Origin of the sequence: Rhodococcus sp. NPDC127593, assembly GCF_042671975.1 — a bacterium.
In the GTDB taxonomy this organism is placed as follows: domain Bacteria; phylum Actinomycetota; class Actinomycetes; order Mycobacteriales; family Mycobacteriaceae; genus Rhodococcus_F.
Map to the genome: position 1 here is coordinate 1 of NZ_JBHXWI010000013.1, position 24,331 is coordinate 24,331.

Consider the following 24,331-nt stretch of genomic DNA (forward strand, 5'->3'; position numbering starts at 1 on the left):
GCTGCCCATCGGAAATCTCCAAAGCGGGTACCGGGTTCCTCATGTACGGATTCTATCGAATCGATCAAGAATTATTTGCGAGACACACCACTAGCATGACCATCATCGACTGGGGCAGTTTCTCGAGTAGGTCACTCGTCGAGGTCAGCGTGAACGCGCAGTAGTCACGTTCTGCGGCGCAGTAAGGCGTGGACTGGCGAACGCGATCGGCAAGGTCGTGCGCCTCCTGCTTGAGTTGTTCGTCGGTATAGCGAAGTCGATCCTGGACTGGGCTCACACTGTTCTCGGACACGGTATCGTGCCGGGCGGACAGATACGCGAGTGCCGCGTCTTCGTCGAAGGTGATGCGGTGCTCCGCGAGGGCCGCGATAAGATTCGTACCTGCGACGTGTCGGGACCGGGGCGGTGCTGGCTGGTGAAGGCAACCGCGGTGACACCGATTTGAAAGATGTCACCCGATTGGAGCCGTCTCCGTCCGGCCAGTCGTTCGCCGCAGGCGGGTGACCGTACGGTCCGATGTCAGCGCTACGTCGGATCGGTGAGCGCCCTACGGTTAGCCGCCGGACGTCGGCAGGCAACGTCAGCTGATGGTTACGCCCCTGCCCGTCGGCGGGCGTCCTCAATGCCGCTCATCAGTGTCCCACTCGATGAGTCCGGCCGGTTCATTCGCCTACGCCTGTTCGCTCCGTGCAGTTGATTCCGTGGTCGACGTGTCGCTGCCTCATGCGCTGAAAGTGCTTGTAGCAGGCGAGTTCACGGGCACGAGCGGCACTCCCGTCACGGAGCGCGGGTGTGGTGAGGAGTCGTAGTGTCGCCTGGGTCGTCCCGTACACGTCCCCGCGCCGGTAGACCAGTCCCACACTTGTGGGTATGAGCAGTCCTACGGTGTTGGCCCTACTGGTTGCAGTCCTGTCGATTGGTCGTGATCCATGGAATGGACTCCGCCCATTCAGTTTCCGCGAACGGTCTCAGCTGGACCACTCGACCTCGATTCAACTCGGGTAACAGTCATACTCGAGTCAAGTGCAAAGAACCCGACGGTGCAAGTGGTGATCGCCAGGACATGTTCCGGACGGGTCGGGGGCAAAGTCGCGACGTGGTTCATCTCGTCTACGGTCGGTCGAGCACGGCGGGTTCACCGTGGAGATGGTCGACTTGGGCGAGCTGAACCCCCCGATGATGGACGAACCAAATCATCCACGGCTGCGTCCATGCCCCCACCTGCACACGATGCACTGGAGTGCGACTATCGACCGTGCCGATCCGTTCGTGTTCGTCACTCCCGCTCCTGTCGGATTCGCTAGCTCCCGCGACCCCTGATCAAAAGGTCCCCTAGGACAGCGACACCATCATTCCCTTGCCCTCGAGCCCATCTGGCCTATGACCTGTACCGCAAGCCCATGGCAGATCCACCCGGAGTTCTGCCGTGTCTGCCCGCCGGAAACGGCGATGGGCCTGCAGCACACCGGCATGTGGCTGGGCGGTCCGTTGGAGTTGCGCGACAATGCGGAAACCACGAGCCTCGACGGCCGCAGCAGCGGGGATCGCCGCCCACTGTATGGGCTACTTCGGATGGGAAGCACGGTCTGGCGACCAAGTGCGCGGGCCGGGTTCAATACGGATCATCGACCGCGCCTCAATAGTGTTCGTTTTGTCCGTTGTTCACCGCTGTGAACAACGGACAAAACGAATATTCTTACGTTCGAGCTGCCTACTGCCGCGGGGTTACGAGTTTCGGATCAGATGCATGACACGGTGACGTATTTCGATGAATTGCGGTAGCTCACGCGAGGTGATCTGGTCCCGGTTCTGTCCGAGGTCCACATCGATGATCTCGCGAACTCGGCAGGGGTTCTTGCTGAGGACCACGACTCGTTCGGCGAGGTAAACGGCTTCGTCGATGTCGTGGGTGACGAGGAGTACCGTCATCCCGTACTTGTGTTGCAGAGCCAGCGTCAGATCTTCTAGTTCGAATCGAGTCCGGGCATCAACCGACGCAAAAGGCTCGTCCATGACGAGGATTTCGGGTCGGGTGGCGATCGCCCGGGCAATGGCTACCCGTTGTTGCATTCCACCTGAGAGCTGCCATGGATACTTCCCTCCCGCGTCGGCGAGACCGACCGATTTGAGTGCCTCGACCGTACGAGATCGAATCTCGCTGCGGTCGAGTTTGCGCGCTCGCAGCGCAGGAGAAACCGGAACCGGCCGGCTGTGTCCTTGAGCAGCTCGAACTTTGCAGTAGTCGCCCCTCCTCATGGAGTCCACGGTGGCCGCGGACGACGCTCACGGTAAGCCGACCGATCACCCTCGGCGGCCGAACACACGATTCCCGCGCTCGGCTCGATCCGCCGCACTCGCTCGCTGCAGAGCGTGCACCCCACTCCTGAACCGGCATCGTCAGAAACTCTGTGCACGCGGTCGCACGCGCCAGTTAGCGGTGCAGTCGCCTTCTGAATCTGACATTCGCCGTGGAGCGCCGTTCTCCGGTGTGCCGGTTTAGCGGGCTAAACGAACCCGAGAACCGCAGAACGGAGCTCAGCCCGTTTCGCCTGCATCGCCCCCGGCAGCACCCGACTCGAACTCAACGCCTGCAGCCTCTCCGGACTCCATCACCTTGCGCCCATCGGAGCCAACCGCGCACCACACCCCACCATCAAGTGGCCGGCGCAGCGATAACCCGGAAGATCGGGCTCACCTCCGCCGTAACGTCAAGCGGACGGACTCAACTCGGGGTTGTACGACTCGGCGTTTGCCGTGGCGCCACCATCGATCGACAAGACTGTGCCCAAGACGAACGAGCTCTTGTCAGAGGAAAGCCAAACCACAGCGTCTGCCACTTCATCCGGAGTTCCGAGCCGATGCAACGGTTGCGGGGCCAGGATCATCTCCTTCGCGGCCGCAGGTAGCTGGGCAACCATGGGTGTGCCGATGGCGCCGGGAGCGACTGCGTTGATCCTGATTCCCATGTTGGCGTATTCGCCGGCAGCTGTCTTCGTCAGTCCGACGACTCCGTGTTTGGCGGCTACATATGCGCCGGCCCACAAAGTTCCGACGAGCCCGGCCTCGGAGGCTGTGTTGACGATGGTGCCGCCTCCGTTGCTCTTCATGTATTGGATCTCGTACTTCATCGCGAGCCATACGCCTTTCAGGTCGACTGCGATGATGCGGTCAAAGTCGTCCTCGTCGATCTCAGCCATGAACCCTGTTCCCGAGATCCCGGCATTGTTGTGCGCGAAGTCGAGTCGCCCGAAGTGCGCTACTGTCTCGTCGACCATGTCCCGGACTGATGTCGAATCGGCGACGTCGACCGGGATGAAGATCGCCTTTCCCCCGGCCTCTTCGACGAGGGCGACTGTTTCGAGTGCTTGGTCGCGAACGTGTTCCAGGTCGGCAACCACGACACCGGCGCCCTGGCGGCCGAACGCCACTGCCGTAGCGCGGCCTATGCCTCCGGCCGCACCGCTCACCAAGCCAGCTTTTCCTTCAAAATCGCGCATTTGCTATACCTCAATAGTCTCTCTGTTGTATGTCAGCGCCACCGCGCGTGAAGACCGTTTGCAAAGGTGGAGGCCATATTTCGCGCTCTGAATCTCTCCAGGTCGACCGCATCGAGCAGCCTTCGCCGGACCGTCACGACGGCTACCGGACAAGCCATCCGGCATCGACAGGGAGCGCAACCCCGGTGACGAAGCGACCCGTAGCGGACACCAGATACTCGACAGCGGCACTGATGTCCTCTGGATCCACCCATGGTTCTGGAAGAGCGTGGAGCGCGGGGAGCACGGCGGCGACATCATCACGGGTAGGGGCTTGGTGATCGGGAAGAAACAGCTGGTAGAGAGCGCTGTTGTGCACCATTGCCGTGTCCGTAGTTGTCGGAAGAACTGCGTTGACACGAATTCGGTCAGGACCCAACTCGATCGCCAGCGCCTTCATCAGACCGAGTACTCCATGCTTTGCAGCTGTGTAGTGCGCGAGATTGGCGTTGCCCTTGACGCTGGCCGTCGAGCCGGTCAGAACGATCGCACCGCCGCGGCCGCCGGCGCGAAAATGTGGGATCGACGCGCGGACCGTATTGAAGACCCCCGTCAGATTGACGTCGATCATGTCGTCCCAGATGTCGTCCGACATCGAATCGGCGGGACAGAAGCTGGCGAATCCGGCGTTGGCAACGACGATGTCGAGGCCTCCCAGCTCCCCGACAGCGGCATCAAGCTGGTCGCGCACTCCACCGCGATCACGAACATCGATCTGAGCGGTGACAATACGGCGGCCGAGAGCTGTGACTTGCGTAGCTGTCGTAGCGAGATCCATATCGGAGGCCATCGCATACGGAGCCGTGGTCACCGACCCACAGATGTCGAAGGCAATGACGTCTGCCCCGTTGCGGGCAAGACGCACCGCGTGGCTTCGTCCTTGTCCGCGTGTCGCCCCAGTGATGAAGGCGACCTTGCCGAGAAGCGGTAGTGATCCCATTGGTTTGTCAGATTTGGTACTCGTCGATGAGTGGTTGCAGCAACTGTGCTGCAATGTCAGGGGTGACAAAATCGGCGGGATCGACCTCTCGAATGGTTCGGCTAGCCGGGTTCTCGTAAACTCTCTCGCCGATGAGAAGGCAATCCTCACTGTACGGCCAGAAGGTGCTCAACCAATGCTCGAGTTGGTAATAACCTTTCGAATTCTCAACTGTGAGTCCCATAGCCTCGATCTGATAGCCCCGCAGGTGGTGCGCGAAGTGCGACTCGATCGCCAGCCCCCAGTCGGCAACGGCCATCTTTTCGCTCAGTGGTCCGAATACCGTTCCCCCGGAGCCATCGAGCGCGGAGTAGAACGTTGCTACTTCATCACGTCCATTCAGGGTCAGGGCCTGATCCATGTAGAACATGAAATAGTGAGGATTCTCTACAATCATGTTGTCCTGCAAGATTTCTTTCCAGCGCCCTGAAACCTCCAGCATTGCATGCAGCCTGTAGTTCTTGATCATCGCAATATGACGAGGATCGGACGTCTTCTCGAGCAGTTCATTGGGGCTGACGCATACATTGCGTGGATCGAAGTTGGGCATGGAAGTCTCCTGTTTACGGGCTGTGCGGGGCTGATGATGCGACGGTTAAAAGGACCGCCACTAATGTGATGCATGGCAAACCTACGTCGATGGTGCGATCTACGCCATCCCGATTCTTTCGATCGTCTTCGGGAAAACCGGATGAGAATCTCGGTAGCCCTTGAGCCCGGCTGGAACGTCCGGGGTCTGCCCGCGCCCGGCTCCCCCTCCGCGTGTATCCGCACCCCCAGGGCAGGCGCCGGCAAACCCTCTCGGGCCCGCCGGCGGTCACCGCAGGGCGCCTGCAGACCCGGCAATCCACCGCAACCCTCCTCTGGTTCGACGCTAGGTAGATCCCCAGTGTTGCCCAGGCCGCTCTGTGAGATCATGAAGTGATCCCCGCTGCATGGAGGAATCTGCGATCGCCCAATCTGGTGTCGCGGATCTGACCCTCCTAGTGCGCGCGACGACAGTCGGTCTTGCGCGACCGGAGGTGGCGACTGATGACAGAGGGTGAGTCGAGCGGATGAGTCGAGCGGAGAACGGCGATGGCGGAAGCCGGCTGAATCTGAGTCTGCGGCGGTTGATGCTCTTTCAAGCCGTTGCAAAGCACCGGCATTTTGGTCGTGCTGCACAAGAACTCTTCGTCTCACCGACATCCCTTAGTGAGCAGATCAGAAAACTGGAAGACGAAATTGGTATCCAGCTGTTCGATCGCACTCCTCGTGGCGCTCAACTGACACAGGAGGGGCAGGTTCTATTAGAATCCGCTGGCCGGATTATTAGAGAAGCCGATCGTTTTGATGCACTGGTTGGGTCGATTCTCCGGGGTAGTAGAGATAAGATAAGGTTAGGTTTCGTTCCCCTTGCGGCGGGGCCGCTAACGGCAGTTTTCGTTCGTCGGTTCGAGGATGATTTTAAGCAATTCGAACTTGAGCTCATCTCCGTCGACTTTTCTGAGCAGAATTCATCTGTACAGTCATCGGAGATAGACGCATGCATCGCGAGAGGGCCACTCGATCTTACTGGACTACGTTTTGTTAAGCTCGTTTCCGAGCCTCGAATGGTCATGATCTCGGTCAGTAATCGGATGGCAAAGGCAAGCTATCTCACTATCGAAGATTTGCAGTCCGAACCCAGGGTGACCCGAACCAACGTGCCAAACGATTGGCACAATTGGTGGTCACTCGATCCTTCTCCCAATGGCACGAGCCCGCCTTACGGGCCATCGGTTCTATCCTTCGAAGAGCAGATAGAATTGGCGGCAATCGATAGAGCAATTAGTATCGTTCCAGCGTCGGCAACGTTTTACTATCACAGGCCAGACATCGCATTCATACCTATCCGTGACGCACCACCGAGTGAAGTCTTTCTGTGTGCGCGCGCTGATCGCGACCACCCTGGCGTCGATGCGCTCTTCGACGTTGCGCGGAGTACCTATTCGGCCACCTCTGAGGGGTAGCCAAGCCATACGGATAGGCAACTTGTTCATCCTGGGCGGCCGCATCGGTGGCCGGCAACCCGAAGATTACCGCGAACAAGATCCGCCAGGCTCACAAGATGCGTCGGAATGCCGCTCGTCGACATCGCGGAGATCCTCGGAGTGGGTGAGTGCCGATCGGGCTACGCTGGCTGGTTCAGTTGAGCCTGGACACCTGATAGTGGCTGATCAGATAGCCGTCGGGCGTGGGCTTGACCAGCACGCTCAGGTACACGGTCAGCGTCGGCCTGTCTGTGAAGGAGAAATCGACGCTCAGGTAACCGAGCACCACGTCGTCTGCGAGTCGACGGGTTTCGAGGATCCGGTACGCGGCGGTCATACCCGGCGGCTGGGAGTCGTAGTAGTCGGCGACACCCTGCCGTCCGACTGTATACGGGTGCAGGCCTTGGAAAATTGCGTCCGCGGTGAACTCAGCGGCGACGTGCTGGGGTTCGTGCGCGTCGACGGCGGCGTTCCACCGGTCGAGCACCCTGCGCAAGATCTCTTCGTTTTCAGCCGTGCTGTTCATGAGATGTCCGCCTCGCTCTCAGTGCCCGGCGCTCTGGCCGCCGTCGACGTGCAGGATTTCGCCGGTGACGAACCCGGCGTGCTCGAGGTAGAGGATCGCGTCGACGACGTCGCCGATCTCGCCCAGCCGGCCGACCGGGTGCAGGGCGGCGAGCGCCTCATACGTGTCGACCGGGTGCATAGGGGTGCGGATGACGCCGAGCGCGACCGCGTTGACCCGGATTCCGCGGGTCGCATACTCGACCGCCAGCGACTTGGTGACCGCGTTCAGCCCGCCTTTGGTCAGCGATGCGAGTGCCGAGGGCACCTGCGAGTTGGCATGGTCGACCAGGGTGGTCGTGACGTTCACCAGATGGCCGCCGCGGCCCTGGGCGAGCATCGCGGCGACGGCGCCGCGGGAGATGTCGAAGAAGCCGCGCAGGTTCACGCCGGTCACGGCGTCGTAGTCCTCGTCGGTGTAGTCGGTGAACGACTTGGCCACGAAGATTCCCGCGTTGTTCACCAGTGTGTCGATCCGGCCGAACCGCGCCAGCGTCTGTTCGACGATGTCGGCGCCGGTTCCCGGCTGGGACAGGTCGCCGGGCACGGTCAGCACCTCGGGATCGTCGGATGCGCCGATGGAGCGGGAGGTCGCGGCGACGGCGTAGCCGAGCTTGCGGTAACCGGTGACCAGGGCCGCGCCGATGCCCTGGGATGCGCCGGTGACGATGGCAACTTTCTGGGTGGTGCTCATGAGTCGAATACTCGCTTTCGGGATCGTGGTGGGTGCGCAAAGGCAAAAATTCCCGAAATCCCGGTACTACGATTCGGACCACGGGGTGTTTCGCTCACGAATCGATGATGCGCGCGCGGCGGGTACACGCGCCAGTGTCAGACAACGCAACCCCCCGCTCCTGCACCGCATGGGAGGGGGCAGACTGTTTCCTCTCGCAGCAAGGGAGGCATTGGCATGAGCACGCCCGCAACCGATCTCGACTTGACCCTTCCCATCATCGCGGCCCGATAGCCGGCGGCGCATCCACACCGGCTCTCGTCATCGCCGCCGCTCGCGCCGGCGGTCTCGGGTTCCTCGCCGCCGGGTACAAGGCACCGCAAACGCTCGCCGATCAGGTCGCGACCGTGCGCGCAGCGGGCGGCCACTCCGGGACCCTCACTCCGCTCGAGGTCCCGCCGTGTCAAGGTCGACGCAGTGGTGATTACTGCCTTGCTGGCGCCCCCTGTCGCGGCGGTCGGGTCGGGTGGTGATGTCAGAGCGGTGAAAGGAGCCTTGCCCAAAGTTCCGGCAGTACCCCGCTATCTCGGAAGCCGACGCGGGCTGCGGCACAGCGTGAGCGACACGGATGCCCAACGCCCGGTCGCGGCCGCCAAGCGGCCGAACTCGGAGTTGCTGCGCAGCTTCCGCGGGAAGCTCTCGCTCGGTCAAGTTGGGCTGACACCCACGCCGACGGTCCGCCGGGTGCCGGGATTGCGGCGTGAGGAGTTGGCCCAGTTCGCTGGAGTCAGCGTCGACTACTACACACGGCTCGAGCGCGGCCGCAACGTCGACGTCTCCGTCCTCGACGCAATCGCCCTCGTATCACCGTGAATTCAGCGCCGACGACCAAGGGCCGGCGCTTAGCGGGCAGGGACCTCAGCGCCCGACGGCCCGTAATGGCGTGACGACTCTGCCTGAACCGCCTGCGTTCGGGCGAGTGCGGCGCGAGTCGCGGCCTCGACGGTCATCACGATGAAATCGCGTCGGCGAGAGTCCCGATCGCGACCGTCTGGAGACGGTGTCGAGAACAGCTGGTCTGCGGTCTGGAGAGCTACCCAACCGTCGACGAGGGTGATGATGGTGATGAGCAGTTCCTGGGCGTCGGTCTCGGACAGCTCGGGTACCGCTTTCCGTGCGTCGGCGACCTTTGCCCGAGCGTGCTTCCGCCTCGATTCCGCCGCGACGGGTGCCTCGCGCTCGAGTCCCTCCCAGAACTTCAGGCGCGTGAAAGTAGGGTGCGCACGTTGGTAATCGAAGCGGCGGCCGGCGTAGTCCGCGATGGCGGAGACCCCGTGACCTGACAGTTCGACAGCGGCCAGCGAGGTCGCCAACTCATGTTCGAGAACAGCGCTGAAGAACGCCTCTTTCTTGCCGAAGTACTGGTAGATGCGCTCTTTGTTCACGCCCGCTTTCTCGGCGATCCGATCGACACGGGCGCCGGCCAGCCCGAACGCGCTGAACTCCGTAACGCCCGCCTCGAGCAGAAGCCTTTTGGTTCGTTCGGTGTCCCATGCCATTGGGTCATCCTACGGCAACCCCCAACTATTTGGTTGCAAATGAGTGAGGCATGCCCTACTCTGCGGAGTGCAACTGAATAGTTGGAATTTCGGGAAGGGCTGCCTCAGGATGGAATCTCTTGTTCTTGTAGCTGCAGTGGTGGAGCATCTCGCTCCGGCGACCACCAAGCGCCGCCATCCACGGACGGACTGGCATGCTCGGGATCTTGTGCCGGTGCCGCACCCCTCAATCCACGTAAGGGCGGCGGTCACCTGGGTGTCCATCTTCCCGCTCGTCACGTTGGGCATGACGGTCATGGCCTTGTCGGGGCCGATCACGGCCAGCTGGCCGATGTGGCTGCGGGCAATGGTGTTGACCGGTGTCGTCGTTCCCACCTCGGTGTATCTCATCGTGCCGCGCATGCTCGCATCCGTTCGGTGGATGAGCCGGCGCTGTCGTCGCGTTGCCGCCGCGCAGTCCGACGATCGCCATCAGTCGGCAGGACAGCACCGGAATGGAGGTCAATGACGTCGTATCGCTCGAGCGGCTGCGCCAGAAGGTCGCCGACGCCCCGCGACTACCTCCGCAACCCATATTGACTCAGGTTCGCGGCTGCGAGAAGAGTGGGAATCGAGACGAGTGCGCGAATGCAGCGCATTCGACTCACAGAGGAGGACGGCAAAGACGCGAGTCGCACGTGTCAGAACCAATCTGCACACGCTTCGCAGCGGTAACGGTTTGCTCGGTCCTGTGATCTCGTGAGAGGGCTGATGTAGATGGCTGATTCGCGGAACGGGGATTTCGAAGTCGCATGGTCCGAGCGAAGGAATAGCTGATGCGTCGTGTCGCGCTGATCACCGGAGCCAGCCGGGGAATCGGTGCGGCGACCGCCCTCGTCCTCGCCGAGCGGGGGTTTCGGGTTGTCGTCAACTACCGGTCGAGTGCCGAGGAGGCAGACGAGGTCGTCCAGGCCGCGACCGCGGCCGGCGGTGAGGCCGTGGCGATTCAAGCCGACGTCACCGTACCCGACAATGTGACCGAAATGATCGACGAAGTTAACCACAAGTGGGGCGCAGTCGACGTGCTCGTGCAGAACGCATTGATCCCCTTCGATGTCACGTCGTTTGCCGATTTGAGCTGGGAACAGCTCGGCGGCAAGCTGGACCGCGAGCTTCGCGCCGCATTCCTTGTCACCAAATCTGTAGTGCCGGGAATGATTTCCCGCGACTACGGTCGGCTGGTGTACCTCAGCACGGGGTTGTCCCGCCAGCCCCGCGGGGGGATGATCACACTGGGCACCGCCAAGGCGGCGCTGGACCAATTCGTCCGGTACATCGCGCTCGAGTTGGCGCCGCACGGGATCACTGCGAACCTCGTCGCGCCCGCCACGGTCGACGAAACGAAGGTGACCGAGCAGTTGACGACCGAGCAGATAGGTCACCTCGGCGCAACCAACCCTATGGGGCGCCTCGTCCGTCTCGACGAAGTGGCCAAGACGGTGGCCTTCTTGGCAAGTGAGGAATCCGGCTTCACCACTGGGCACTACCTCCCTGTCAACGGCGGCCTTTCCATGGAGTGAAACCAGTCCCGCCGCTGCGGACGTCATCAGATTCGGGGAAGGGTTTCGGCCATGCACACGATCGACCTGGCCTATGCCGGGCATGGTATCCACGAGGAACTGGTCGCCTATGTAGCCGACCAGGAAGGGTATTACGAGGCCGAAGGCGTCCACGTCGCCATCCGCGACGGGGTCCACTGGCAAACGGAGCGTTTGCGCCGCGGCGCAACGATCGGTCTAGGCCGCGTCATGTTGTCGCGGCTGACCGACGGCATCGGCTGGAAAGTGCTCAGCGTCAACACCCATCGTCCGCTGTTCTGGTTTCTCGGCAGCGCCGATGTGACATCCATGGAGGAGCTCCGCGGCCGCCGCTTGGCGGTCCACGCTGCTCACACGGCCCCCGGTTGTTTTGCCCGGATCGTCCTGCGCAGGAACGGTCTGGACCCCAACCACGACCTTGAGTGCGTGGTGCGCGATCCGGGTGACTACCAGATGGACCTGCGACGCCTTCGGGATGGCTCCATCGACGCTGCCTACGTCGGCAGCACGCTCTCACCCGAACAGGTTGCCGAGGAGGAAGGGTTCCACCTGCTTGCCTGGGTGGGCGATCACTTCCAGATCCCCACCGTGGGCGTCGCCGTGGACCCTGTTCATATTCCGCTGGACAGCCCCGCGCTGCAGGCCCTGGTGCGGGCCAACCGACGGGCCCTCCGGACGATCGCCGAACAGCCCCACCTGGCCGTCGACTACATCGCCTCGTTCCTCAACCGACTCACTCGTGATGAAGCGCATCGGCACTACGACCGCTACATCGGCCCGTACTTCACCCCCGACGGCCAGGTGGACCTTGACGTAGCCCGGCAAGCGATGAACTCCGTCGCGGCCGAACTGGGCGTCGCGCAGGTAGCCGTCGACGAGATCTATTCGCCCGCCCAAGATTTCTTGTGAACAGCCTGTTTGATGCGTTCTCGGGAACCCGGAGGTCGACATGAGCGTAAATCTGTTCAGGGGCTTGCCGAGCAGGCCGGCGAATACGACGCCGACATTCGTTGGGGTTACGCCCTGACCGGTTTCGCCCAGCACGAGGACAGTGTGACGGTGCGCCCTGACCGGCGACGTCTCTGGGCGTCGGGGCGCATAGAGACCGCCCCTGCTCGATCCGCGGTTTCCCAGAACAACTGCGTGTTACTTGAATTCTCATGAAAACGCCGAGGCGATCAAGATCAATTCAGTGGATGCCGCAACCTGATCGTCGACTCGGTGGCGAGGTACGCTGCAAGTTCTGCGATTGCTGCCGTAACCGACTCGAATGCCGGGCGGAACACAGTTGAGACAGAGCGCAAGGGTGAGTTTTTGCACCTGAGATAATCAAATTAGCTCTCTAATCGATTCGAGATTCGATTGGAACAGGACATAGGAGTAAGGAAGGATGACGACTTCCGGAAGGGATGCGATATTCGAGACTCTCTTGGAATCGGCCAAGCGCCTCTCATTCGATCCGCGGGACCCCCTGGTTTGCCAATTCGATCCAGATGACGCCGAATTTCACGGGATGACACCCGAGTGGTCGCCTCTCTTCGGCACCGCTACGTGGGAGGCCATGGAGGAGTCGGAACGCGTCCGCCTCACCAGAAGCGAGGTCGCGCAGTTCCTGGGCGTCGGAATCTGGTTAGAGGTGGGATTGCAGGTGGCGTTGCTCCGGGCCAGCCACAGTGCGGACCCAGCCCGCCCGGACATCAAGTTTCTGTTCAACGAATGCGCCGACGAGAACCTGCACTCGTTGATGTTCGTCAACGTCATCGACAGCATCGGATCGCACTTCTATAGACGCGACCGCTCACTGGACTTTTTCGGATGGCTGTTCAGGACCATCGCATGGGACGAGGTGGCGTACGGAATCGTACTGGCCGGAGAAGAGATCTTCGACGTCATGCAACGTGATTGGATGGCGAGCGAAGACGTCGCCGCGCCCATCCGCAGGGCTTGCTATATCCATGTTATCGAGGAATCCCGGCACATGGCGTACGCGCGTCAGAAGATCCGCACTCGGTTGATCAAGATTTCGCGCGTCCGACGGTTTGTCAGCACTCTGGTCATCGCGATGGGAACGCATCTCGTCGCGAAGAGCCTGGTCAATCGTCGAATGTACGAGGACCTCGGCCTGGACTGGAAGGTCGTGGGGCCGGAAATCGCCGCAAACGAACACCACCGGATAATGTTCCGCAGGGCCGCAGAACCGTTTATCGAATTCCTGAGCAGAGAAGGGCTGCTGAATTTCGGCGCGCGATGGATCTACCGAAAATCGAATCTTCTCTGAGCAAGCAGGAGTCGTTGTGACCCATGTTGTCCTAGGACATTGCTGTAAGGACGCCTCGTGCGTGCGGGTGTGCCCGCAGAACTGCATTCATCCCGCCCCCGGCGAAGCGGGTTTCGAGGCGGCCGAGACGTTATTCATCGACCCGCGCTCGTGTATCGATTGCACCGCCTGCGTCGAGGCCTGCCCGGCGTCTGCCATCAAACCCGAGTGGATGTTGACCGTCACCGAACGGCCCTACGCGGCCCGCAACGCAGAGTTCTTCGAGCAGGCTCCCGCCAAGTCCCGCCCCCGGTCGCGACGGATCCGCTTCGAGCAACCGCTGGGCAGGCCGAGCGACAGGCCGAGGATCGCCGTCGTTGGATCCGGGCCGGCGGCGATGTATACCATTCGCGAACTCCTTCGGCGATCGACCTCGGTACGCATCACCGTCTTCGAACAACACGGCGAAATCGGAGGCCTACTGCGCCGGGGCGTCTCCAGGGACCACGTCGGCGTTCGCGACGTGATCCGACTCTTCGACGTGCCCTTCAACGACGATCGCGTCACGATCATCCACAACACGGAAGTCGGCGTGGATGTCTCGGTCGAAGACCTTCGGACCAGATTCGACGCCATAGTGCTCGCGTGTGGCGCTTCACAGCCGCGGAGACTCGGACCCATGACTGCGGATCGGGGCGAGGGTGTCTATGAGGCCATCGACATTCTGGTGGCCGAGAACTGTGGGGCCTCCGGCTTTCGCCCGCGCGGGCCGCTGGGACCGAGATCCCTCGTGATCGGGGCGGGAAACGTCGCCTTCGATGTCATCCGATGGATGGCCAATACACGCGACCGAGGTGCCGCGGCCGAAGCGGTGACGGAGGTGGTGGTGTTGTCGCGCTCGGCCCCGGAACGCGCCTCCTTCACGCCGTCGGCGTTCTACGAGCTTCTAGACCTCGAGAACGTCGAGGTGCTGATCGACCGCTCCGGCCGTCCGCCGGGTGCGGGTGCAGACGCCCCGCTGCTACGTGACATTTACGCCCTGCCCGCTGCCGATATCTGCGCGGCAGACGGCCCGACCGCCACCGACGCGGGCAGGCTGCGCGTTGTTTTGTCCTTCGGACAGGAGGTGACCGATCTCGGGAAGACAGTGGCCGGCGGCGTCGCCGTCACCACGACGAGCGGTCGGACCTTCCTCGCGGACTCCGCGATATGCGCCACCGGATTCACGACGAAGCAGATCGACGGCATCCCCGTGGACGAGCGGGGGGTCGTGCCCAACCGCCGAGGACGAGTGATCTCGCTCGAGACGGGCGAGCGGCTCGACGGACTGTATGTAGTCGGCTGGGCGAAACGAGGCGCCTCCGGCGGCGTCGGCGACAACCGTAGCTGCGCCACGGGAACTGTGGCGCAACTCGCCGCAGACCTGCACTCGCGGGTGTGACGCCCGGTCTTCTCTACACCCCATTTCTGCGCATCCCGCCGTTCGGGGTGTTCGGACAGCGTCTACATCGGGGTCATACTTCCTGCCACTGACGTGGCTGGCGTGGGAGATGTATGTACTTCACGGCTACCCGTAACACCTTGCGGTGTTGCGGGTTGTACGGTGTCCCACACCGACGCTTGTGGCGCAGGAGCAATCTTTGTCTGGTTCACCCCCACCGGTGGTGTCGCGGCGGGAGCACTACGACGGACACGGCGATGCCGCGGCCGGCGCGGAGTGGGACTCTTCTTGTCGCGGCATCGGCGCACCGGCGCATGCTCGGTCACCCGGTCTGCGGATTCTCCCCGCGCTTGCGGACGGCGTGTCCGCGTCCCAGCAATGCTCGTTTGTCAGGTTGACGCCCGCCACGTGGTCACGATTTCCGCCGACTTTGTACTGCCCCGCCGATGCCGCACCCCAGGATCCCACCCACGCCGTCGGCGCCGATGCTGCCGGAGGCGCCGTTGACGAGGCCCTTCTGCCCGGTTCGGACCGCATCGAAGCCTCCATCGGAGAGCAGGACGCTTTTTCCTCCGGGAATTCGTTCGATGGCGCCGAGATTGAGTCACTGGGAGTACCCGGGGGCAACGTCCCAGGGCTGTTCGACAAACATCGGCCCATGGCATTCCACTTTGCTCGGGCATGACGCCTATGTCGGTGCGCATTCCCGACTGCTGGTCGAGAATCGGGGACCGGGCAGATGATGTGGATCGGTTCACCGCGGATGGTCTGGTGGGAGAGGTCGGCGCGGGTGTGGCCGACTCCCGCAGGATTGAATCGGCCGCCGGGCTGACGTTTCCTGCCAGCCGCAAAGGGCGTGGGTGGGGCTTATTCGGAGAGGATGAAGAGTTTGCAGCCGCGTTGGTTGGCGCGGTTCGCGGTTTCGACGCTGGTGGCGTCTCTGCCGTCTGCGCTTTCGGCGTTGGCTGAATCCGCCATCGATTCGCACCATCCGTCGAGCGCTTCGTTGCCGGTATCGAAGGTGCCGTAGACCCGGGCGGTTTGGGTGGGGCTGCGGTCGGCCGGTGTTGTTTGGCCGGTGCCTGGTTGGGGTGAGACGGGCTTGGCGGCGGCGTTGCCGGCGGTACCGGTGAGCGAAATCGCTAGGGCAGCAAGCCCGATGAGGGCTGCGTGGGTGGCGGTGTTGCGGAGCATGCAGTGTCCTGTGCTGTGGATTGAAGTTACGGGTGTCGTACGTCAGGGAGTGGGTGTTCCGTTGGGTGGGGCTTATTCGGAGAGGATGAAGAGTTTGCATCCGCGTTGGTTGGCGCGGTTTGCGGTCTCGACGCTGCTGCCGTCTCTGCCGTCAGCGCTCTGGCTGTTGGCGATGTCCGCCTGTCCCTCGCACCACTGATCTTGTAACTCGTTGCCGGTATCGAAAGTGCCGTAGACCCGGGCGGTTTGGCCGGGGCTGCGGTCGGCCGGTGCTGTTTGACCGGTGCCTGGTTGGGGTGAGACGGGCTTGGCGGCGGCGGTGCCGGCGGTGCCGGTGAGCGAGATCGCGAGGGCAGCAAGCCCGATGAGGGCTGCGTGGGTGGCGGTGTTGCGGGGCATGCAGTGTCCTTCTTGCGTGTGGATCGTTGGCTGTCTCCAGCCTGCGTCACCAGGAGACCGGCGGGTAGGCACCTGAGGGGTGGGGTCCGCACCCCCAGGATCGAGAGCGTCCCCCCGGGCGCGTAGTCACCGCCACGGTTCGGCATCCGGCATCCGGCGCCGAGTGGTGAGTGGGGTGTGCGTATGAAGTCTCGGCAGCCGACGACTCGCGATGGGTTCGGATGCTGCCGCGGTTGTGGGGCGCTGACCTGTACGAGAAGGTGACCGTCACCAGATCATCTGCGGTATCCGATCCTCCTCGCCCGCCCGGGTGCTCGTGGGGACCAGGAAATCGAAATGCGCTCCGACGCAGCAGTTTCAGGGCAGGTTCGGGCCGTCGTAGGTGCAGATTTCGCCGTTGGTGGGCGTGCGGACCGCGAGTCGGAGGCACTGAGCGCGACCGCCGGCGGACCTGGAACCGCACTCTGGGCATTGCGAGGGATGGGCCGGACGACGGCGAGAAGCGGATTGTCCCCAGGGGTCGTGGTTGTAACGTTCTGCGAAGACATCGTGAATTGCTCAACTGTCTGCGTGGAGTCCACTTTGCTGGCCCGCTCTTGGGGTGGATGGGCTACCGGGGTGGCCGTGGGCGGATCGGTGACGGCGGTCCCGGTCGCGGCGGCGGGCATCGTCATCGGTTCGTGCAATCGTTGACAGTCCCACCCCCGCCACTCACGCGGCCTGCCCCGGTGCGAACCTGAGCGGCGCGAACCTGACCGAGGCGGACCTGACCGGCGCAATGCTCGGCCAGGACTTGGGGATCACCGACCTGAGCGGCGCGAACCTGACTGGCGCAGACTTCATCGGGACGCTGCTGAGCCCCGGAGATCAGACCGCACAGGCGGACCAGGGCGGCACCGCGACGGTCTGTTGGGTCGATCCCGCGATGGCATTCGGCTATCCAGTCACGTTCGGACCCTGTACCCCTGCGTCGGGAAGCGTGTTCTCGGTGGGAACGACGCCGGTCACCTGCAGCGTGAGCACGAACGTGGGTGATCCGGGCACCCTCACCTTCGACGTCGACGTGTCTCCGTTCGGCGTTGCTCCCACCATCTCGGGTACGCCCCCGGCGGGCACCGTCGGCACTTCGTACAGCTTCGCGTTCACGGTGGCCGGCACCCCGGTCCCGACGGTGACGACGGCGGACCCACTGCCTGCCGGACTCACTCTGTCCGCTGCGGGCGTGTTGTCGGGGACGCCCACCGCGGCGGGGTTGTCCCCGATCACCGTCACCGCGAGCAACGGCGTGTCGCCGGATGCCACCACCGGCGTGAGCATCGAAATCTCACCCGCTTCGACGGACGGTTCGCTTCAGGACTTGTTCGGCAGTTAGCGGCTGGTCGCCGACCGACGCGAGATACCCCCGCCAGCTTCGGTCCCGATGCAGCGCCGGACGAATCGGCGTGGCGTGACTCGCTGAAGAGGTGGAGCCGGTGAAGGGTTGGGCCAGTGCTGGCACGGGTCAGAGCCTCGGTATCGCAACACCGTCGGGCGGGCTGAATCGCAGTGCTGTCCCGTCGAGCGTCGTACGTGTACTGGTAGTGATCGGCGCGAACGCCTCGCTCGTCATCAGTGGTGCTGATCGATGACTAGGTGCCACCCAGATGCTGGATCAGTTCGCGCGAGGTCCAGGCGAGTCGGTCGAAGTTCTGCGGCTGGGCCTTTACCCTGGCATCATGCCCGACGACCTGCTGATCGCGCGGAATCCGGAAGCGGATTCGACGCTTCCCTATCTGGTCCGGGTCCCGCTGGGACCGGGCGGCATCGTGGTCAAGGCCAAGCGGCCCTGGCCCCGCGAATCCAAGGTGTACTGCTACCGGGCCAAGGGGTGGCCGGCCGACGCCGAGATCCTCGAGCGGCTCGAGGTGCGTTCGTGCACCCGGCGAGGCCCCGCGATCGACCTGGTGCTCACTCGCGCCCGAGAGAGCCGCTCCCACTGGTGGTGACCCGAGCGCGGGGGCGGGAGGTGATCTTCCGGCAGTCGCCGCGCACCGCTCAACAGGCGAGGCCCGCGGTGACGGTGCCGACGGCGCGGGCCCACGGCCGCGTGCTCGACATCGTCGTCGACACCGCCGAAAAGTATCCGTACAACTTCGCGAAGCAGCAAGCGAGCACGGTGCGGCGACGGCTGCCGGTGGGGGACTACGCGGTTGAGGTCGGTGACGAGATCGTTGCAGCGGTGGAACGCAAGACGCTCGAGGATCTTGCGGCGAGCCTGCTTTCCGGGCGGATGACATACGCGGCGGCGGAGTTGACTGCGTTGCCTCGGGCCGCCGTGGTGGTCGAGGACCGGTACAGCCGGCTGTTCAAGCTCGAACACGTCAGCGGCGCCAAGGTCGCGGAGGGTTGGCCGAATTGCAGGCTCGGTTCCCGGCGCTGCCGGTGACCTTCTGCGAGAGCCGGCAATTGGCACAGGAGTGGACCTACCGCTGGCTGGGCGCATGTCTGCACGAGTGGGAATCGGCTCGGGCGACTGCTGATCTCGAAACCACGTTCGCGACCGCCGGTCCTGTCCTGACTGCGGAATTGGCCCTGCCGCGTCCCGGGGTCGTCCGCGCCTGGGCCCGGGCTCAGGGCATCGCGGTGTCGGAGAAGGGGCGGATCCCGGCGGTGGTGATGCGAGCGTTCGCGGCAGCTCACGCGGGATCCCCGTAATCGTCCACCGACGTACACGGGGGTGCAGCGGATAGCTCCCGTGCCCCTCGTTCTGGGGCAGTGCTCCGACACGGCCGAAGGATGCGGTCGCCGGCTTCAGCCCCCGTTGCGGCTCGAGCGCATCCCATCTGCTGATGTCGCAGTGGCTTCCCGCGGATGTTCGCCGCGGACAGCTCATCGAGTTGGCGCCGGCGATCGCTGCGCAGGTCTTCGTGAACTCCTTGGTGCCGGCAACGATTCTGCCGGGGCGATCGCGGCCCAGCAGTACCGCACCATGGGCACCGAAGCCATCGCATTCCTCGACCTGTGCACACACCGGGCCGGGATCATCTGGGGTACGCCCGTCGACAAAATCGCACGCTTCGCTCTGGCTGCGCTCGACGGACTGGTGTTGCGCTGGCTGGCCAGCCTCGGCGCCGCGGTCACCGTGACGTCCCCGGGCTTAGGGCGTGGATCACCGAACGGCCCAGTGCAGTGTTGGTGCGGGTGTAACCGCGGGAGGGCAGAGCACGCCTTCAATTGAGGCGCTCAGGTCGACAGTCGATCCGCGGCTGCGTCCATATCAGGTCGTTGTGCTCGAGGTCGACGGCGGGAGCCCCGTGCCGAGGTGGCGGGTCAGATCGAAGGCGAGCACCCGGTCGAGGTGGACAAAGGTTTCGAATTTGGCGCCCGGGGCGATCGCGGCGTCGGACTCGACGTGGTGCATCAGGTCGAGAACCGCCGGCATGTCGAGGTTTCGGTCGAATGCACGATACGCGGCTTCGACGATGTCTGCGGGCATCGGAACGGAGGTGTGCGTGCTCCAGTCGGCGACGAGCTGCCGCCATCGATGCAACAGCCGCGCGGCGCCGGCGATCCGCTCTATTGTCAAGGGCGCTTGCTGCCGGTACGGCGTCGAGAGCAGCACACAACGCAGCGTCAACTGATCATGACCGGCGTGGATCAGATCGTCGAGCGGCTCGGACCCGGCCGCGGCACCGACTGTCAGAGCAGACTCTGCAGTTGCGTCTTCGGCCGCGGTGACCATGAGCCCGACCGAGGTGCCGACTCCGGCCGCCGCGGCATCGACGGAATCGAAGACTCCCGCCGGTGGGCGGATCATCCACACGTCGAGATCGCCTGGCGCCAAGGGCGAACCGGGTCGGGAGGCGAGAAAGGTGAGTGCGACCTGCGAGCGGTGCACATCCTCGAGTACCCGTCGGGTCAGGTCGGCCACCAGGAGTGTGCGGATCGCCCCGGCCGTCAAGGAACGGTCCGAGACGGGAACGCGTACACACAGGTGGACGACGCTGCCCGGTATACCGAGTGTGGCAGTGGGTGTGGCGTTGGCGCCCGAGAGGATCAGCATCTTCTCAGTCTGGTCTAGGCCGGCTCACCCGCGACAGCCCCGCTCGCATTTGGGACGGGCCGCTGTTTGTGACCGTGGATCACAGGCTGCCCTGAGGTTCAGCGCTGGCCACCGGCATCCGCTCTGAACCGTGAGCGAAGAGGCGTATCGTCCAGTGTGAACTAGATCACACTGCGTCGTCTGGCGTCCGGCCCACAATCCGGCCGAGGAGACCGATCAGCGGTTTGGCCGTCCGCCAGGGGTAGGGAGGTGGCCGATGATCCGCACGAGTTCACCCTTCGCCGCGGAGCGAGCACCCTGCGGGCGTGTGGTGGACGGTCGACGGCACCAGGAGAACGACGACGAAGGCCTGCGCATCGACGACCGGACCTACGCCTGCGGTTGCCGCATAATTCGCCACGAATTCCACGACGGCTCCGTCCGTATCAAGACCATCCGCCACGACGGCAAGGTCCTGAAGGACGAGCACAGCGGCAATCACGAGGCCTGAAAATGACCGCATTCCACGACGTCGTCATCGTCGGCGGCGGTGGCGCGGGCCTGCGTGCGGCCATCGCCATCGCGGAAGCCGACCCGAAGCTGAGCGTCGCGATCGTGTCGAAGGTCTATCCGATGCGCAGCCACACAGTCTCAGCAGAGGGTGGAGCCGCTGCCGTCATCGCCGATGACGACACCCTCGACGAACACGCCTACGACACCGTGTCCGGCAGCGACTGGTTGTCCGACCAGGATGCCGTCGAGGCATTCATCGAGGAAGCCCCGACCGAGCTGCTTCGCCTCGAACACTGGGGCTGTCCCTGGAGCAGACAGTCGAACGGGCACATTGCCGTGCGCGCTTTCGGCGGAATGCGAAAGAAGCGCACGTGGTTCGCCGCCGACAAGACCGGCTTTCATTTACTGCACACACTGTTCCAGACGGCACTGTCCTATTCGGACATCGTGCGTTACGACGAGTGGTTCGTCACGACAATTCTGGTCGACGAAGGCCGGGTGCGCGGCGTGGTGGCGATCGAGTTGGCCACCGGCCGGATCGAGACGATCTTGGCCGGCGCCGTCATCATGTGCACCGGAGGCTGCGGTCGGGTCTTCCCCTTCACTACCAACGCCAACATCAAGACCGGCGATGGCATGGCTCTGGCCTACCGGGCGGGCGCCGGCCTGAAAGACATGGAGTTCGTCCAGTACCACCCGACCGGCCTACCCTTCACCGGCATCCTGATCACCGAGGCCGCCCGTGCGGAAGGCGGATGGTTGCTGAACAAGGACGGCTACCGCTACCTGCAGGACTACGACCTCGGCACACCCACTCCCGAACCTCAGCTGCGGAGCATGGAGCTGGGGCCGCGCGACCGGCTCTCTCAGGCATTCGTGCACGAGCAGGAGAAAGGCCGGACCATCGATACCCCCAGCGGGCCGATCGTCCATCTAGACCTTCGCCACCTCGGCGCGAACGTCATCGACGCCAAACTGCCATTCGTGCGCGAACTGTGCGCCAGCTACCAGAACATCGACCCGGTCCACGAACTCATCCCGGTGCGCCCGGTCGTGCACTACATGATGGGTGGGATCCACACCGACATCCACGGCGCAACCGACTTGGCCGGCCTGTATGCCGCGGGCGAAGTCGCGTGCGTGAGCATCAACGGCGCCAACCGGCTGGGCTCGAACTCCCTACCGGAACTGCTGGTCTTCGGAGCCCGCGCAGGACAGGCCGCGGCGGACTACGTGGGGCAACTACGCACCAGGTCATCCAGCGCGGCGGTCGAAGCGCAGGGACGCGACGAGCAGCACCGGCTCGAAACCGAGCTTGCCCGGCACCAGGGCGAGGGCGGCTCGGGTCGTGAACGCATCGCCGACATTCGTACCGAGATGCAGGATGCGATGGAGGCCGGGGCCGGCATCTTTCGGGACGAGGAAACACTGAGCAAGGCGGTCGACACACTCAGGGCGCTGCGGGAGCGTTACGCCGGCGCGGCCATCGATGACCACAGCCGTACCTTCAATACCGAACTGGTCGCCACCCTCGAGCTGTCGTGCATGTTGGACGTCGCCGAGTGCATCGTGGGCAGCGCCCTGCGACGGGAGGAGTCTCGCGGCGCCCACCAGCGCACCGACTTCCCCGCGCGTGACGACGAGCGGTATCTGGCCCATTCACTGATTCATCGGGAGCCCGACGGGGAGTCCCGCTTCTCGTACCTCCCGGTCACGATCACCCGCTGGCCGCCGGGCGAGCGGGTATACGGGAGATGAGAGCCGTGGCGGACACAACCACTGCCGACACCATCACGATGGAGGTCTCGCGCTACCGCCCCGAGCAGGAGTCCGAGCCGGCATTGCAGAGCTACAAGGTTCCGCTGCGCAAGCAGTGGGCGATCCTCGACGGCCTCAACTACATCAAGGACCACCTCGACGGCACGCTGTCCTACCGCTGGTCGTGCCGGATGGGCATCTGCGGCAGCTGCGGCATGACCGTCAACGGCGAGCCCAAGCTGACCTGCTCGACATTCCTGACCGACTACGCGCCGGGGCCCGTCCGGGTCGAGCCGATGCGAAACTTCCCGGTGATCCGCGACCTGGTCGTCGATATCAGTGATTTCATGGAGAAGCTGCCCACGGTCAAGCCATGGCTGATCCGCTCGGACGACACCGAGCCCGCGGACGGCGAGTATTTGCAGACACCGGAGCAGATGGACGAATACAAGAAGTACAGCATGTGCATCAACTGCATGCTCTGCTACGCCGCCTGCCCGGTGTACGCCCTCGACCCCCTGTTCGTCGGCCCGGCGGCGATTGCGTTGGGGCAACGGTACAACCTGGACTCGCGGGACGAGGGCGCCGAGGACCGGCGTGATGTACTCGCCTCCGCGGAGGGCGCGTGGGCCTGCACCTACGTGGGCGAGTGCAGCGTCGCATGCCCCAAGGGCGTCGACCCCGCCGGCGCGATCCAACGCTACAAGCTGACCGCGGCGACGAAGTCGCTCAAGGAGTTCCTGTTGCCCCGAGGTGCGCGGTGACCGCCGGACCCGTCGGCGCTGGAGGCATGGACACCGCTCCCACCGGCGCCGGAGGCGCATACCCGGCTCGCCCGTACCGGCCACCGGTGTCGCGGTTGTGGTGGCTTCGGCGACGCTCGTACTTCCTGTTCATGATGCGCGAGCTGTCGAGTGTGTTCGTCGCGTGGTTTGTGGTGTTCCTGCTGATGCTGGTCGACGCGGTCAGCTCCGGTCCCGTGGCCTACCAGGAGTTCCTCGACTGGAGCGCCCGCCCGGGGGTGGTCGCGCTCGACGTGATCGCCTCGGCTTTCGTGCTGCTGCACGCCGTGACGTGGTTCAACCTGGCGCCCAAGGCGATGGTGGTCCGGCTGCGCGGGCGGCCAGTTCCGCCACGTGTGGTGCTCACAGCGCATTACGGCCTGTGGGCGACGTGTTCGGCGGTTGTGGCGTGGGTGATCTTGCGATGACGACAAAGAGGACACCGGCACGGAATCGGAGCACACCGAGATCGCTGGAACCTGCAGCGTGGCTGCTGTTCAGCGCTGGTGGCATGACCGCGGCCTTGCTGATTCCCGTACTGCTGGTTTTGTTCGGCGTCGCGATCCCGCTCGGCTGGTTGGCCGCGCCCGACCACTCCCACCTGCTGTCGGTGCTGCACCATCCGGTCACACTGCTGGTGCTCTTCGGGCTCTGTGTTCTGGCATTGTTCCACTGGGCGCATAGATTTCGCTTCGTCCTGTATCACGGCTTGCGTCTCGAGCGGGCCGGTGGGGTGATCGTGGTGCTGTGTTACGGCGGCGCGGTGGTGGGGTCCGTTGTGGCCGCGTATCTGCTCATCAGCGCATGGTGACGCCCGATGCAGTCATCGCGGGACCCGCACACGCCGCGCGGATACCGTTCGGGCAGTGAATGCGTGTGCCGCGACCTGAAAGGGCGTTGAATTGTCCTGCCGGCGTGGACATTGTGCCGGCGATGACCTGCGCGCAACGGTGGCCTCCGTGAGCTCCGGTACAGGGCGGTGTGGGCCCAACACGCCGGAAAATCAGTTCGTAGCAGCGACTTCCGTCACGAGTCTTGCGCCTACGAGATCAACCGCACCAGTTGG

At 63.8% G+C, this 24,331-nt stretch carries 24 protein-coding genes and 2 pseudogenes; 16 read left to right on the forward strand and 10 right to left on the reverse strand.

The window, feature by feature from the left end:
* Positions 1 to 1,725: 1,725 nt before the first annotated feature.
* The 4 genes from ACFVJ3_RS14060 to ACFVJ3_RS14075 form a co-directional block, all read right to left on the reverse strand.
* A complete protein-coding gene (locus ACFVJ3_RS14060) occupies positions 1,726 to 2,256 on the reverse strand; it encodes an ABC transporter ATP-binding protein (protein WP_378452602.1) in 531 nt (176 codons plus the stop codon).
* A gap of 452 nt (positions 2,257 to 2,708) precedes the next feature.
* Positions 2,709 to 3,467, reverse strand: a complete 759-nt coding sequence (locus ACFVJ3_RS14065) for an SDR family oxidoreductase (protein WP_378452603.1) — start codon at positions 3,465 to 3,467, stop codon at positions 2,709 to 2,711.
* 172 nt (positions 3,468 to 3,639) lie between these two features.
* Entirely contained in the window at positions 3,640 to 4,476 is an 837-nt protein-coding gene (locus tag ACFVJ3_RS14070; RefSeq protein WP_378452752.1) for a mycofactocin-coupled SDR family oxidoreductase, read from the reverse strand.
* 7 nt (positions 4,477 to 4,483) lie between these two features.
* Positions 4,484 to 5,065 carry a hypothetical protein gene (locus tag ACFVJ3_RS14075; protein ID WP_378452604.1) on the reverse strand — a complete coding sequence of 194 codons (582 nt, stop codon included), beginning with the start codon at positions 5,063 to 5,065 and terminating at the stop codon, positions 4,484 to 4,486.
* Between the two features lie 505 nt (positions 5,066 to 5,570).
* On the opposite strand from ACFVJ3_RS14075, the gene ACFVJ3_RS14080 reads away from it, so the two are divergent.
* Positions 5,571 to 6,506, forward strand: a complete 936-nt coding sequence (locus tag ACFVJ3_RS14080) for a LysR family transcriptional regulator (protein WP_378452605.1) — start codon at positions 5,571 to 5,573, stop codon at positions 6,504 to 6,506.
* A gap of 175 nt (positions 6,507 to 6,681) precedes the next feature.
* Here ACFVJ3_RS14080 and ACFVJ3_RS14085 read toward each other — a convergent pair whose 3' ends face one another.
* Both ACFVJ3_RS14085 and ACFVJ3_RS14090 read right to left on the reverse strand, forming a co-directional pair.
* Entirely contained in the window at positions 6,682 to 7,053 is a 372-nt protein-coding gene (locus ACFVJ3_RS14085; RefSeq protein WP_378452606.1) for a YybH family protein, read from the reverse strand.
* An 18-nt stretch (positions 7,054 to 7,071) separates the two neighbouring features.
* Entirely contained in the window at positions 7,072 to 7,785 is a 714-nt protein-coding gene (locus ACFVJ3_RS14090) for an SDR family NAD(P)-dependent oxidoreductase (protein WP_378452607.1), read from the reverse strand.
* Positions 7,786 to 7,892: 107 nt separating this feature from the next.
* On the opposite strand from ACFVJ3_RS14090, the gene ACFVJ3_RS14095 reads away from it, so the two are divergent.
* Both ACFVJ3_RS14095 and ACFVJ3_RS14100 read left to right on the forward strand, forming a co-directional pair.
* Entirely contained in the window at positions 7,893 to 8,297 is a 405-nt protein-coding gene (locus ACFVJ3_RS14095; protein ID WP_378452753.1) for a nitronate monooxygenase, read from the forward strand.
* A 22-nt stretch (positions 8,298 to 8,319) separates the two neighbouring features.
* Positions 8,320 to 8,637 carry a helix-turn-helix domain-containing protein gene (locus ACFVJ3_RS14100; RefSeq protein ID WP_378452608.1) on the forward strand — a complete coding sequence of 106 codons (318 nt, stop codon included), beginning with the start codon at positions 8,320 to 8,322 and terminating at the stop codon, positions 8,635 to 8,637.
* A gap of 29 nt (positions 8,638 to 8,666) precedes the next feature.
* Here ACFVJ3_RS14100 and ACFVJ3_RS14105 read toward each other — a convergent pair whose 3' ends face one another.
* The gene (locus ACFVJ3_RS14105) at positions 8,667 to 9,323 is read right to left on the reverse strand and encodes a TetR/AcrR family transcriptional regulator (protein WP_378452609.1); all 657 of its coding nucleotides are present in this window, start codon (positions 9,321 to 9,323) and stop codon (positions 8,667 to 8,669) included.
* 214 nt (positions 9,324 to 9,537) lie between these two features.
* Between ACFVJ3_RS14105 and ACFVJ3_RS14110 the strand changes: the two genes are divergently transcribed.
* The 5 genes from ACFVJ3_RS14110 (at position 9,538) to ACFVJ3_RS14130 (ending at position 14,598) form a co-directional block, all read left to right on the forward strand.
* A complete protein-coding gene (locus tag ACFVJ3_RS14110) occupies positions 9,538 to 9,831 on the forward strand; it encodes a hypothetical protein (protein WP_378452610.1) in 294 nt (97 codons plus the stop codon).
* A 307-nt stretch (positions 9,832 to 10,138) separates the two neighbouring features.
* A complete protein-coding gene (locus ACFVJ3_RS14115; RefSeq protein ID WP_378452611.1) occupies positions 10,139 to 10,882 on the forward strand; it encodes an SDR family NAD(P)-dependent oxidoreductase in 744 nt (247 codons plus the stop codon).
* Positions 10,883 to 10,933: 51 nt separating this feature from the next.
* The gene (locus ACFVJ3_RS14120) at positions 10,934 to 11,809 is read left to right on the forward strand and encodes an ABC transporter substrate-binding protein (protein ID WP_378452612.1); all 876 of its coding nucleotides are present in this window, start codon (positions 10,934 to 10,936) and stop codon (positions 11,807 to 11,809) included.
* A gap of 481 nt (positions 11,810 to 12,290) precedes the next feature.
* A complete protein-coding gene (locus ACFVJ3_RS14125) occupies positions 12,291 to 13,178 on the forward strand; it encodes a diiron oxygenase (protein WP_378452613.1) in 888 nt (295 codons plus the stop codon).
* Positions 13,179 to 13,194: 16 nt separating this feature from the next.
* The gene (locus ACFVJ3_RS14130; RefSeq protein ID WP_378452614.1) at positions 13,195 to 14,598 is read left to right on the forward strand and encodes an FAD-dependent oxidoreductase; all 1,404 of its coding nucleotides are present in this window, start codon (positions 13,195 to 13,197) and stop codon (positions 14,596 to 14,598) included.
* Between the two features lie 867 nt (positions 14,599 to 15,465).
* On the opposite strand, the gene ACFVJ3_RS14135 is transcribed toward ACFVJ3_RS14130, so the two are convergent.
* Positions 15,466 to 15,792 carry a hypothetical protein gene (locus ACFVJ3_RS14135; protein WP_378452615.1) on the reverse strand — a complete coding sequence of 109 codons (327 nt, stop codon included), beginning with the start codon at positions 15,790 to 15,792 and terminating at the stop codon, positions 15,466 to 15,468.
* 72 nt (positions 15,793 to 15,864) lie between these two features.
* Complete coding sequence (locus tag ACFVJ3_RS14140) at positions 15,865 to 16,191, reverse strand: hypothetical protein (protein ID WP_378452616.1); 327 nt, start codon at positions 16,189 to 16,191, stop codon at positions 15,865 to 15,867.
* Between the two features lie 685 nt (positions 16,192 to 16,876).
* Here ACFVJ3_RS14140 and ACFVJ3_RS14145 point away from each other — a divergent pair.
* From ACFVJ3_RS14145 to ACFVJ3_RS14155, 3 genes and pseudogenes are all read left to right on the forward strand, one after another.
* Positions 16,877 to 17,563, forward strand: coding sequence for a pentapeptide repeat-containing protein (locus tag ACFVJ3_RS14145; RefSeq protein WP_378452754.1), 687 nt, complete (start codon positions 16,877 to 16,879; stop codon positions 17,561 to 17,563).
* A gap of 343 nt (positions 17,564 to 17,906) precedes the next feature.
* A pseudogene (locus tag ACFVJ3_RS14150) lies at positions 17,907 to 18,885 on the forward strand (ERCC4 domain-containing protein).
* Positions 18,886 to 19,108: 223 nt separating this feature from the next.
* Positions 19,109 to 19,408, forward strand: a pseudogene (locus tag ACFVJ3_RS14155) (hypothetical protein); the annotation flags it as partial.
* Between the two features lie 39 nt (positions 19,409 to 19,447).
* On the opposite strand, the gene ACFVJ3_RS14160 reads toward ACFVJ3_RS14155, so the two are convergent.
* Entirely contained in the window at positions 19,448 to 20,233 is a 786-nt protein-coding gene (locus ACFVJ3_RS14160) for a hypothetical protein (RefSeq protein WP_378452617.1), read from the reverse strand.
* A 256-nt stretch (positions 20,234 to 20,489) separates the two neighbouring features.
* Between ACFVJ3_RS14160 and ACFVJ3_RS14165 the strand changes: the two genes are divergently transcribed.
* The 5 genes from ACFVJ3_RS14165 to frdD are packed head-to-tail and all read left to right on the forward strand — an operon-like array spanning position 20,490 to position 24,076.
* Positions 20,490 to 20,723 (forward strand): hypothetical protein, encoded by a 234-nt coding sequence (locus tag ACFVJ3_RS14165; protein WP_378452618.1) that lies wholly within the window; start codon positions 20,490 to 20,492, stop codon positions 20,721 to 20,723.
* Between the two features lie 2 nt (positions 20,724 to 20,725).
* Positions 20,726 to 22,483 (forward strand): fumarate reductase (quinol) flavoprotein subunit, encoded by a 1,758-nt coding sequence (frdA, locus tag ACFVJ3_RS14170; RefSeq protein WP_378452619.1) that lies wholly within the window; start codon positions 20,726 to 20,728, stop codon positions 22,481 to 22,483.
* Positions 22,480 to 23,247: a succinate dehydrogenase/fumarate reductase iron-sulfur subunit gene (locus ACFVJ3_RS14175; RefSeq protein ID WP_378452620.1), complete on the forward strand. Its 768-nt coding sequence runs from the start codon at positions 22,480 to 22,482 to the stop codon at positions 23,245 to 23,247. The genes frdA and ACFVJ3_RS14175 overlap by 4 nt, the downstream gene beginning before the upstream one ends.
* 26 nt (positions 23,248 to 23,273) lie before the next feature.
* Positions 23,274 to 23,693, forward strand: a complete 420-nt coding sequence (locus ACFVJ3_RS14180; RefSeq protein ID WP_378452755.1) for a fumarate reductase subunit C — start codon at positions 23,274 to 23,276, stop codon at positions 23,691 to 23,693.
* Entirely contained in the window at positions 23,690 to 24,076 is a 387-nt protein-coding gene (gene frdD, locus ACFVJ3_RS14185; RefSeq protein WP_378452621.1) for a fumarate reductase subunit FrdD, read from the forward strand. Before ACFVJ3_RS14180 ends, frdD begins: the two co-directional genes overlap by 4 nt.
* The last annotated feature ends 255 nt before the right edge of the window (positions 24,077 to 24,331 follow it).